Below are 10,523 nucleotides of genomic sequence, written 5' to 3' on the forward strand. Positions count from 1 at the left end.
CGCCCCCGCCCCCGCGCCGAAGGCCCCCGGCGGCCCGCAGACCCCCGGCACCGGCTTCGCGGGCTCCGCGACCGCCGGCGTGCCCACGGTCGGCAGCGCGCCCTCCAGCCGCCCCGTCAGCAACCCGCTGTACGACACCGGCACCCTCCCCGGCTACGACGGCACCCCCGCCGCCGGCGTCCCGCTGTACGACGGCCCCCCGCCCGGCACCCAGGACGGGACCCCGGCGGGCGGCACGCGCGCGTACGAGGGCACGCCCGCCGACGGCACGCCGATGTACGACGCCACCCCGGCGGCCGGCACGCCCCGGTACGACGGACAGCCCACCGGCCCGACCACGGGACCGGCCAGCGGCATCGCCGACCTCGGCGGCGGCGCACCCCGGCGTCCCGCCGCGCCCGGCCGCCCCGGCCCGGGCGCCGCCCGCGGCCCGATGGCCGGCGGTCCCGTCCCGGGCGGTCCGGTGCCCGGCGGTCCGGTGCCCGGCGGCCCCGGCCCGTACGGCCCCGGCGGCGCGCCCCGCATGTCCGACGACACCGCGATCCTGACGCCGCAGCAGCCCGCCCCCGCGCCGGGCCCCGGCCGTCCGGCCCCCGGCACCCCCGGCGGCGGCAAGGTGTCCGGCGACACCCTGACGAGCGGCATCCCGGTCGTGCCCCCGGCCGCCGGCCGCCCCGGCCCGGGACAGCCGCCCCGGCCCCCGCGCCAGGAGCAGGCCCCCGCGCCGGCCCCCAAGCCCGCGCCGAAGCCCGCCCCTGCCCCCGCGAAGAAGGGCCGCTCCAAGCTGGTCCTCGTCGCCGCCGCGCTCGTCGGCATCGCCGGCGTCGCCTACGGCGCCGGACTCCTCCTCAACCACTCCGACGTCCCCAAGGGCACCACCGTGCTCGGCGTGGACATCGGCGGCGGGACGAAGGACGAGGCCGTCAACAAGCTGGAGGCGACCCTCGGCAAGCGCGCCGCGACCCCGCTCCAGCTCTCCGTCGGCGGCAAGAAGATCCAGCTCGCCCCCGACAAGGCCGGTCTCGCCCTGGACAGCCAGGAGACCGTCCGGGGCGCCGCCGGCAGCGACTACAACCCCGTCTCGGTGATCGGCTCCCTCTTCGGCGGCGAGCGGGTCGCCAAGCCGGTCTTCCCCGTCGACGACGAGAAGCTCGCCGTCGCCCTCCGGGACCTCGCGGGCTCCTCCTCCTCGGCGACCGAGGCGACGATCCTGTTCGCCCCGAACAAGGTCACCGCCGTCGAGGGCAAGCCCGGCCAGGGCCTCGACGTCCAGCGCTCGATGATCTCCGTCAAGGACGCCTTCCGCGCCCAGGTGGAGACCGGCGTGACCAAGGTCGTCGAACTGCCGGTCAGCGTCCGCAAGCCCACCGTCACCAAGGCCGAACTGGACCGGGCGATGAAGGAGTTCGCCCAGCCCGCCATGTCCGGCCGGATCACCATCCGGGCCGGCGGCAAGGAGATCGACTTCGGCCCGGCCCGCTCGCTGCCGCAGATCCTCTCCATGAAGGCCGTCGACGGACACCTGGTGGAGGTCTACGACAAGAAGGCGATCACCCGGCTCCTCGAAGGCACCTTCGACGGCGTCATGATCACCAAGGGCGACGGCAGCAAGCACCAGGTCTCCGCCGACGACGTCGCCTTCGTCATGCGCGACGCCCTCCGCGGCAGGACCAAGGCCGAGCGCACCGCGACGATCGACCTCACCGGCCAGGGCTGAGTCCCGGCAGGACCGCACCCCGACACCCCCGCCGGCACCGACCGGCGGGGGTGTCGGCGTACGGCGGCCCCGCACCGCCGCTCACAATGGGTGCATGCAACTGACCGCCGACATCCTCGTCGCCCTGATCGCCCTCCTGCACGCCTACATCCTGGTGATGGAGATGTTCCTGTGGGAGAAGGAGGCCGGCCGCCGCTTCTCCGGCTTCGACGCCCGGCTCGCCCGCGAGACCGCCACGATGGCCGCCAACCAGGGCCTCTACAACGGCTTCATCGCCGCCGGCCTCGTCTGGGGCCTGATCGCCGACGACCCCACCGGCTTCCGGGTCCAGGTCTTCTTCCTGTCGTGCGTCGTCATCGCCGGCCTGTACGGCGCCGCCACCGCCAACCGCCGCATCCTCTACGCCCAGGCCCTCCCCGGCGCCCTCGCCCTCTCCGCCGTCCTCGTCGCCGGCTGAGCCCCCCCGCCCCGCCGCCCGTCGCCCCCTCGGCGCCCGGCCCCCGCGACCTCGTTTCCGCGAACCCATGGCCCGTCCCGGACCGCCGACGTAGCCTCGCTCCATGATCACCCAGGAGCTCACCGACGCCGAGGTCGCCGCCGCGGCGGCCCGTGCCGGCGCCGAGGTCGTCCGCGGCCTCCACGGACAGGAACTCGAGCGGATCGACAAGGGCGCGGGCGACTTCGCCACCACCGCCGATCTCGCGGCCGAGCGCGCCATCCTCGACGTCCTGCGCGCCGCCCGCCCCGACGACGCGATCCTCGGCGAGGAGAGCGGCCGGCAGGGCGCGGCGGGCGCCGAACGCCAGTGGCTGGTGGACCCGCTCTGCGGCACCCTCAACTACGCCGTCGGCGACAAGCTGGTGGGCGTCAACGTGGCCCTGCGCGGCGGGGCGGCGGCGGTCGCGGACCCGTTCGGCGGGGAGGACGGGCAGGTGTTCCGCACCGACGGCACGCGCGCGTGGGACCAGGACGGGAAGCCCCTCGCCCCCACCGCCGCGACCGGCCTCGTCGACGTCAACCTGGACCCGCCGTTCCCCGGCGCCCCCGGCTTCCGCGCCGTCGGCCTCCTCGCCCACCCCGGCTTCGTCGCCGGGTTCCGCCCCCGCGTGGTCTCCACCTCGCTCGCGCTCGCCTGGGTCGCGGCCGGCAAGCGCGCCGCGTACGTGACCGACGGCGGCGACCTCACCGGCAGCGTCCACTTCGCCGCCGGCATCGCCCTCTGCCGCGCCGCCGGCTGCGTCGTCACCGGCATCGACGGCGCCCCGCTGGAAGCGGGCCGCGCACGCGGCCTCGTGGCCGCCGCCGACGCCGCCACCCACGCCCGCCTGATGGAGCTGATCCGCTCGCCGCAGATCTAGTTCAGCCGCGCCCGGGCCGCCTGCGCCTGGTGGCGGATCGCGGCGGCGGAGTCCGGATCGACCGCGTCCATGATCTGCGCGTACGCCTCCATCTCCGCCGCCCCGGTCAGGAAGTCCCCGCGCTGGACGAGGAGTTCCGCCCGCTCGTAGCGGAGGCGGGCCGGGTGGGAGGGGAGCAGCAGCGCCAGCTCCACCGCCCACAGGGCCACGTCGGAGCGCTCCGGGCGGGGCGTCGCCCAGGCGCGGATGTTGCCGAGGATCCGCAGCACGATCGCCCCCGGCTCGGCCGGCCGCAGCATGGAGCGGTCCAGGGCCTCGCCGGTCGCGCTCGCCACGAGCAGTTCGGCGTCCTCCGCCGTCATCGGCCGGCCGCCCGCGAAGGGGTCGGCGAGGTCGAGGTCGGCCGGGTCGCCGAAGCCGACGACGAAATGGCCGGGCAGCCCGAGCCCGTACACCGGCGCACCGGCCCGCCGGGCGACCTCCATCCACACCACGGACAGCAGGATCGGCAGACCGCGCCGCCGCCGCAGCACCTCGGTCAGCAGCGAGGACTCCAGGCGCTGGTAGTCGGCGGGAACCCCCTCGAACCCCTCGCGGCCGCCGAGGAGCGCCGCCAGCTCGGCCTTCCAGGCGCCGGTGAAGCGGGTGCCGTACGGCACGAGCCCGGCGAGCCGGTCGAGTTCGACGTCGGCCTCGACCAGGTCGTGTTCGGTGACGGTGGGGTCCGCCACGGCGCAGATCAGCAGACAGAGCCGGGCGAGGTCCGGCCGCTCGGCCCGGGCCTCCTCCGCGAACTCCCGCCGCCGGTCGGGCGGCGGGTCGGACGGCCGCTTCAGGGGGTCCTCCGCGCTCACGCCGCGCTCACGCCTCCGCCTGCCGGTAGTGGTGGTAGTGGTGGTGCACCGCGAAGCCCATCCCCTCGTACAGCGCCCGTGCCGGCTCGTTGTCGCTCTCGACCTGGAGCCAGGCCGCCGACGCGCCCTCGTCGAGGGCCTGCCGGGCGAGGGCGGTCATCACCGCCGTGGCCAGCCCCCGGCGGCGGAGCTCCGGATCGACCTCTATCGCCAGGAAACCCGCCCAGCGCCCGTCGACGACACAACGCCCGATGGCGGCCGGTACTTCCCCGGTGCCCGCGACGGACGCGAACCACACACTGGGCCCCGCGCCGAGCACCTGCCGCACCGCCGGGCTCGGCGCCGTGAACCGCTGGTAGCGGCGCAGCCACGCCTCGTCGAGCGTCCGGGAGAGGCGTACCTCCACGGTCCCGGGCTCCCGGTCGGCGAGCGGCGCGAGGGCCGCGATCCGCAGCTCGGCGGTGACCTCGCGGCTCCAGCCGAGCCGTTCCAGTTCGGCGCAGAGCAGCTCCTGGGTGCCCTCGGCGCCGGTCGCGGTCTGCACGTACGCGGGCAGCTCGCGGTCCGCGTACCACGCGCGCACCACCTCCAGCGCCTCGGCGACCGGCAGACCCGGATCGCCCCCGGGCAGCACCGAGTTGGCCCGCCGCGTGAAGCCCACCCGTCGCCCGACCACCGCCCCTCCAGGACGGGCTTCGCCCGGCTCCTCCTGAATCGCGGCCCGCAGGGTCCACTCCCCGAGCGCCTCGGTCTCGACCGGCTGCCACGCGCGCGCGGCGACCCGGGAGAGCTCCGGGAAGGTGGCGGCGGGGCCCCGGCGCCGGGCGGGCGCCGCCGGCACGGTCTTGCCCGCGACCAGGCGCGGTTCCGGGATCCGGACGGTCTCGCCGCTCTTTCGTGTGATCGTGAGCACATCCCCGTCCCAGGATGTGAGCACCCCCACCGCGTCCGTGAATCGTTCACCCTCCGACGGGGAGTCCGTCACGTACCGAACGGAGACACGTTTTCCCACGTCAGCGCTGGTTACACGGACCTCAAGCCGTCCTCCGCCGGTGAATTCCACAGCTTCTCCGCCCCTCCTGTTCGGATCGCCCTCAAGAACGGAGATACTAGGTGCGGGCATCGACGACACCGCGCTCCCGCGCAGACCAGCCCTACCGAGGAGGAACGACAGCGTGACCTACGTCATCGCGCAGCCTTGTGTCGACGTCAAGGACAAGGCTTGCATCGAGGAGTGCCCCGTCGACTGCATCTACGAGGGCAAGCGATCTCTCTACATCCACCCGGACGAGTGCGTCGACTGTGGAGCCTGTGAGCCGGTCTGCCCGGTCGAGGCGATCTTCTACGAGGACGACACCCCGGAGGAGTGGAAGGACTACTACAAGGCGAACGTCGAGTTCTTCGACGACCTGGGTTCGCCCGGCGGCGCCTCCAAGCTCGGCGAGATCGAGCGCGACCACCCCTTCATCGCCGCCCTGCCGCCGCAGAACGGCTGATCTTTCGTTGCACCCGCTCTCGGTCCCGTACGGCTCCCCCGCCGTGCGGGACCGACGCGTATCGCGTACGCACTGAGGAAGTGAGCCAACCCGTGAGCGCTGTCTCTTCGCGCCTGCCCGTCTTCCCCTGGGACAAGCTGGAGCCGTACAAGGCGACCGCCCTGGCCCACCCGGACGGGATCGTGGACCTGTCGGTCGGCACGCCGGTCGACCCGGTCCCCGCGCTGATCCAGGAGGCCCTGGTGGCCGCGGCGGACTCGCCGGGCTATCCGACGGTCTGGGGCACCCCGGCGCTGCGCGACGCGCTCACCGACTGGTGCGGGCGGCGGCTCGGCGCGACCGGCTTCGCCCACGAGAACGTGCTGCCGGTGGTCGGCTCCAAGGAGCTCGTCGCCTGGCTGCCGACCCAGCTCGGCCTCGGCCCCGGCGACAAGGTGGCCTACCCGCGGCTCGCCTACCCGACGTACGAGGTCGGCGCGCGGCTCTGCGGCGCGGAGCCCGTCGTCTACGACGACCCGACGGAGCTGGACCCGGCCGGCCTGAAGCTGCTGTGGCTCAACTCTCCGTCGAACCCGACCGGCGCGGTCCTCCCCAAGGAGGAGCTGGTACGGATCGTGGCCTGGGCCCGCGAGCACGGCGTCCTCGTCTTCTCCGACGAGTGCTACCTCGAACTGGGCTGGGAGGCCGACCCGGTGTCGGTCCTCCACCCGGACGTCTGCGGCGGCTCGTACGAGGGGATCGTCGCCGTCCACTCGCTCTCCAAGCGCTCCAACCTGGCCGGCTACCGGGCGGCGTTCATCGCCGGCGACGCGGCCGTCCTCGGCGAGCTGCTCCAGATCCGCAAGCACGGCGGCATGATGACCGCGGCGCCCGTCCAGGCCGCCACCGCCGCCGCCCTCGGCGACGACACCCACGTCGCCGAGCAGCGCGCGCGGTACGCGGCCCGGCGCGCCGCCCTCAGGGCCGCCCTGGAGGCCCACGGCTTCCGCATCGAGCACTCCGAGGCCAGCCTCTACCTGTGGGCCACCCGCGACGAGCCCTGCTGGGACACGGTGGCGTACCTGGCGGAGAAGGGGATCCTGGTCGCCCCCGGCGACTTCTACGGCGAGGCGGGCGCCCGCTTCGTGCGGGTCGCCTTCACGGCGACGGACGAGCGGGTCGACGCGGCGGTCAAGCGCCTCGGCTGACCGCGCGGTCACGGTACGCGGAAGGGCCCGGGCGCATGTGCGACCCGGGCCCTTCCGCGTGTCCGCCGACGGCTCAGCCGATCGGCAGGCCGCCCAGCATCTGGCCGGCCGGGGCGCCGCCCAGCGCGCCGCCCGCGGGGGTGCTCTCGGCGGCGGCACCGGCCGTCTCGCCCAGCGCCTGGCCGGCGCTGCCCGCGGTCTCGCCCGCGATCTGCTGCGCCGCCGGGGTGGCGGTCTTGCCGGCCGCGCCCACGGCCTTGCCGGCGGCCGGGACGGCCGTGCCGACGGCCTCGCCGCCGGTCGAGCCGGCGACGCCGGTCGTGGTCCGCGCGGCACCGTCGACGGCCGCGCCCGCGTCGGCCGCGTCCAGCGCGGTCAGGCCGCCGAGCGCGCCGGTCGGCGCGAGGCCCTGGTCCAGGGCGCTCGCGGAGCCGGCCGCACCGACCACGGGGGCTGCGCCGGCCGCGACGATCAGGGCGACACGGGCGATCCGGCGGGTCAGGGGGAGGGACATGGTGCTCCTTCGACGGAGAGACGGTGAGGACGTTTGCGTCTGCGGGCTGCACAACCGAGCCGGGGGCGGGGGAGGTTGCGGTCGTCGAAGGTAAAGGCTGGGCAATGCGTCGTATTGTCGGGTGGGGAGGAAAGCGGACGAACGCCGCCGCACGCCCCCCGCTGCCGAACCGTCACTCCTCTTGCGCCCCAAGCCCCTCGGCCGCCTCACGCGCCCCATCGCCGGACCGGCTTCCCCCACACGGCCGATCCCCGTTCCGGGCGACCCCACCGCACACCAGTCCACCCCGCGCACCGACGGCCCCGCGGGGTCGGGCGGGCGGAACGGGCGGGGAGGCCCCCGTCAGCGGGTGAGACGGAGCCGGACCGTCGCGGCGGGGGAGGAGGACTCCGCCGTCTCCCAGCCGCCGCCCGAGTCGTCCGCGCGCCAGACCCGGTCCCCGTACGCGACCTCCGCGACCCGCAGCGCGTCCGCGCGGGCCACCGCCCACTGCGCCAGCTCCCAGCCGCGCCGCGCCCCGCCGCCCCGCACGGGCACGACGAGGACGGCCGGTTCCGCCGCCGAGCGGCCCGCGCTGGCGCCGCCGGAGACGGAGGTGGGCGCGGCGGACTCGCCGAAGGCCCGGACCAGCTCCGTACGGACGAGGGCGGGGTCGCCGGACCGACCGTCCTTCAGGTCGGCCGTGCAGGAGAGCGCCGCCGGGGCCCGCCCGGTGAGCGCCGCGGACAGCAGCGTCGCGTCCGGCTCGTGCTTGGCGTACGCCTGCGGGAAGCCGCTCTTCTGGACCTTCTGCGCCGCCACCGTCAGCGGCATCCGCGAGTAGCCCGGCACCTTCTCCAGACCCTCGTAGAACTTCCCGGCCGAGTAGACCGGGTCCATGATCTGCTCCGGGGTGCCCCAGCCCATCGACGGCCGCTGCTGGAACAGGCCGAGCGAGTCCCGGTCGCCGTGCTCGATGTTCCGCAGCGCCGACTCCTGGAGCGCGGTCGCCAGCGCGATGGTGACCGCCCGCTCCGGCAGCCCCCGCGAGGTCCCGACCGCCGCGATCGTCGCCGCGTTCGACGCCTGCTCGGGGGTGAACTCGTACCGGTTGTCCCCGCTGCCCACGGCGCACCGCGGGGCGCCTTTGCTGCCGGTCATCTGGTGGACGGCGATGTACGACGCGAGGCCGCACAGGACGGCGAGAGCGGCGGCCGAACGGGCGAGTCGGCCGCGGCGGGCGGGGCGGGGGGAGTCGGACACGGGGCCCACCGTACTGGAGGCCGGGTTAGGGTCGGCATATGGCTGACATCACCGCACGGGAGACCCCGCTCGACCTCGCCCAGGACGGGGCCGCGCTCACCGCCGCACTCGTCGACTTCGCCTCCGTCAGCGGGACCGAGAAGCCCCTCGCCGACGCGATCGAGCAGGCCCTGCGCGCCCTGCCGCACCTCAGCGTCGACCGGTACGGCAACAACGTCGTCGCCCGGACGCACCTCGGCCGCGCCGAGCGGGTCGTCCTCGCCGGCCACATCGACACCGTGCCGATCGCCGACAACGTGCCGTCCCGGCTCGACGAGGACGGCGTCCTGTGGGGCTGCGGCACCTCCGACATGAAGTCCGGTGTCGCCGTCCAGCTCCGGATCGCCGCCACCGTCCCCGAGCCCAACCGCGACCTCACCTTCGTCTTCTACGACAACGAGGAGGTCGCCGCCGACCTCAACGGCCTCGGCAAGATCGCCGCCGCCCACCCGGACTGGCTGGAGGGCGACTTCGCCGTCCTCCTCGAACCCTCCGACGGACAGGTCGAGGGCGGCTGCCAGGGCACCCTCCGCGTCATCCTGCACACGGCCGGCGAGCGCGCCCACTCCGCCCGCTCCTGGATGGGCTCCAACGCCATCCACACCGCCGCGCCGATCCTCGCCCGCCTCGCCGCGTACGAGCCGCGCAAGCCGGTCATCGACGGCCTGGAGTACCACGAGGGCCTCAACGCGGTCGCCATCGAGGGCGGCGTCGCCACCAACGTCATCCCCGACGCCTGCGCGGTCACGGTGAACTACCGGTACGCGCCCGACCGCTCCCCGGCCCAGGCGCTGGCGCACGTCCGCGAGGTCTTCGCGGACTGCGACATCGCCGAGTTCGTCGTCGACGACGAGAGCCCCGGCGCGCTGCCCGGCCTCTCGCACCCGGCCGCCGAGGCGTTCATGAAGGCCGTCGGCGGCACCGCGATGCCCAAGTTCGGCTGGACCGACGTCTCCCGTTTCAGCGCGCTCGGGGTGCCCGCGGTCAACTACGGCCCCGGCGACCCGATCTACGCGCACAAGCGGGACGAGCACGTCCACGTCGACCGGATCCGGCACTGCGAGGCCCGGCTCCACGACTGGCTGACCGCCCGTCTCCCGTAATTTCGCATTTCGTCACCTCGGTAGTCCTACGCTGACCCAAGAGCAAGAAGATCGTGGATCGGCGGAGGGAGCAGGCCATGGGCAGTCCCGAGGGAATGGCGAAGCCGGAGGAGCAGCGCCTCGGACCGGTGCTGAGGCGCAGGGACCAGGTCCAGTCGGGCACGACGGACCAGCGGCTGCTCGACACCGAGGGCGACTCGGAGTGGGTGCACACCGACCCCTGGCGGGTCATGCGGATCCAGTCCGAGTTCGTCGAGGGCTTCGGCGCGCTCGCCGAACTGCCGAGCGCCATCAGCGTCTTCGGCTCGGCCCGCACGAAGCCGGACTCGCCCGAGTACGAGGCGGGCGTACGGCTCGGCCGGGCGCTCGTCGAGGCGGGCTTCGCGGTGATCACGGGCGGCGGCCCGGGCGCCATGGAGGCGGCGAACAAGGGCGCCCGGGAGGCGAAGGGCGTCTCGGTCGGCCTCGGCATCGAGCTCCCCTTCGAGCAGGGGCTCAACCAGCACGTCGACATCGGCGTGAACTTCCGGTACTTCTTCGTCCGCAAGACGATGTTCGTGAAGTACGCGCAGGGCTTCGTCGTCCTGCCCGGCGGCCTCGGCACCCTCGACGAGCTCTTCGAGGCGCTGACCCTGGTGCAGACCCGCAAGGTGACCCGCTTCCCGATCGTGCTCTTCGGCAGCGCGTACTGGAAGGGCCTCGTCGACTGGCTGAAGGACTCGGTCGTGGCGGGCGGCAAGGCGAGCGAGCGCGACCTGCTCCTCTTCCACGTCACGGACGACGTGGAGGAGGCGGTGGCGCTGGTGAGCAAGGAGGTCGGGCGGTAACCGATTCCCGGCCCGCCCGGCGTTCGAGGACCGGGGTCCGGGGCGGGCCCCGGTCTCGGGAAGCGGGGGTCCCCCCGCGCCGCCAGGCGCAGGGGGAGGGGTGGGGGAGGGGCCGCCGCAGGCGCCCCTTCCGCACCCCGCCCCCAGGGCGCCCGGGCCGCCGCCCGTGATCACCGCGAAGCCCGC

11 protein-coding genes are annotated in these 10,523 nt (G+C 74.9%); 7 read left to right on the top strand and 4 right to left on the bottom strand.

The window, feature by feature from the left end:
* The 3 genes from IF73_RS38335 to IF73_RS0136380 form a co-directional block, all read left to right on the top strand.
* Positions 1–1,717, top strand: a 1,717-nt coding sequence (locus IF73_RS38335) for a hypothetical protein (protein WP_031015631.1), incomplete at its 5' end; no start/stop codon positions are given.
* A gap of 94 nt (positions 1,718–1,811) precedes the next feature.
* Positions 1,812–2,174 carry a DUF1304 domain-containing protein gene (locus tag IF73_RS0136375; RefSeq protein ID WP_031015633.1) on the top strand — a complete coding sequence of 121 codons (363 nt, stop codon included), beginning with the start codon at positions 1,812–1,814 and terminating at the stop codon, positions 2,172–2,174.
* 103 nt (positions 2,175–2,277) lie between these two features.
* The gene (locus IF73_RS0136380) at positions 2,278–3,075 is read left to right on the top strand and encodes an inositol monophosphatase family protein (protein ID WP_031015635.1); all 798 of its coding nucleotides are present in this window, start codon (positions 2,278–2,280) and stop codon (positions 3,073–3,075) included.
* Here IF73_RS0136380 and IF73_RS0136385 read toward each other — a convergent pair.
* Complete coding sequence (locus tag IF73_RS0136385) at positions 3,072–3,929, bottom strand: transglutaminase-like domain-containing protein (protein WP_234338448.1); 858 nt, start codon at positions 3,927–3,929, stop codon at positions 3,072–3,074. The genes IF73_RS0136380 and IF73_RS0136385 overlap by 4 nt on opposite strands.
* A 7-nt stretch (positions 3,930–3,936) precedes the next feature.
* Positions 3,937–4,992, bottom strand: coding sequence for a GNAT family N-acetyltransferase (locus IF73_RS0136390; RefSeq protein ID WP_031015640.1), 1,056 nt, complete (start codon positions 4,990–4,992; stop codon positions 3,937–3,939).
* A gap of 112 nt (positions 4,993–5,104) precedes the next feature.
* Here IF73_RS0136390 and fdxA point away from each other — a divergent pair, with 112 nt between their 5' ends.
* Both fdxA and IF73_RS0136400 read left to right on the top strand, forming a co-directional pair.
* Positions 5,105–5,425: a ferredoxin gene (gene fdxA, locus IF73_RS0136395; protein WP_030207635.1), complete on the top strand. Its 321-nt coding sequence runs from the start codon at positions 5,105–5,107 to the stop codon at positions 5,423–5,425.
* A 92-nt stretch (positions 5,426–5,517) separates the two neighbouring features.
* Positions 5,518–6,612, top strand: coding sequence for a bifunctional succinyldiaminopimelate transaminase/glutamate-prephenate aminotransferase (locus IF73_RS0136400; protein ID WP_031015643.1), 1,095 nt, complete (start codon positions 5,518–5,520; stop codon positions 6,610–6,612).
* A gap of 73 nt (positions 6,613–6,685) precedes the next feature.
* Here IF73_RS0136400 and IF73_RS0136405 read toward each other — a convergent pair whose 3' ends face one another.
* The gene (locus tag IF73_RS0136405) at positions 6,686–7,126 is read right to left on the bottom strand and encodes a hypothetical protein (RefSeq protein ID WP_031015645.1); all 441 of its coding nucleotides are present in this window, start codon (positions 7,124–7,126) and stop codon (positions 6,686–6,688) included.
* 342 nt (positions 7,127–7,468) lie between these two features.
* Positions 7,469–8,377: a hypothetical protein gene (locus tag IF73_RS0136410; RefSeq protein ID WP_031015648.1), complete on the bottom strand. Its 909-nt coding sequence runs from the start codon at positions 8,375–8,377 to the stop codon at positions 7,469–7,471.
* Between the two features lie 29 nt (positions 8,378–8,406).
* Here IF73_RS0136410 and dapE point away from each other — a divergent pair, with 29 nt between their 5' ends.
* Both dapE and IF73_RS0136420 read left to right on the top strand, forming a co-directional pair.
* Positions 8,407–9,510 carry a succinyl-diaminopimelate desuccinylase gene (dapE, locus tag IF73_RS0136415; RefSeq protein ID WP_031015651.1) on the top strand — a complete coding sequence of 368 codons (1,104 nt, stop codon included), beginning with the start codon at positions 8,407–8,409 and terminating at the stop codon, positions 9,508–9,510.
* A gap of 77 nt (positions 9,511–9,587) precedes the next feature.
* Positions 9,588–10,337 carry a TIGR00730 family Rossman fold protein gene (locus IF73_RS0136420; RefSeq protein ID WP_037881678.1) on the top strand — a complete coding sequence of 250 codons (750 nt, stop codon included), beginning with the start codon at positions 9,588–9,590 and terminating at the stop codon, positions 10,335–10,337.
* Positions 10,338–10,523 lie beyond the last annotated feature (186 nt).

Origin of the sequence: Streptomyces sp. NRRL F-5727 (assembly GCF_000719555.1) — a bacterium.
In the GTDB taxonomy this organism is placed as follows: Bacteria; Actinomycetota; Actinomycetes; order Streptomycetales; family Streptomycetaceae; genus Streptomyces.

What these genes read in the sequence shown, in the direction of transcription:
- dapE (WP_031015651.1), top strand. Translation starts at nt 8,407, where the DNA reads ATGGCTGACATCACCGCACGGGAGACCCCGCTCGACCTCGCCCAGGAC.
- IF73_RS0136405 (WP_031015645.1), bottom strand. Translation starts at nt 7,126, where the DNA reads ATGTCCCTCCCCCTGACCCGCCGGATCGCCCGTGTCGCCCTGATCGTC.
- IF73_RS0136375 (WP_031015633.1), top strand. Translation starts at nt 1,812, where the DNA reads ATGCAACTGACCGCCGACATCCTCGTCGCCCTGATCGCCCTCCTGCAC.
- IF73_RS0136420 (WP_037881678.1), top strand. Translation starts at nt 9,588, where the DNA reads ATGGGCAGTCCCGAGGGAATGGCGAAGCCGGAGGAGCAGCGCCTCGGA.
- IF73_RS0136380 (WP_031015635.1), top strand. Translation starts at nt 2,278, where the DNA reads ATGATCACCCAGGAGCTCACCGACGCCGAGGTCGCCGCCGCGGCGGCC.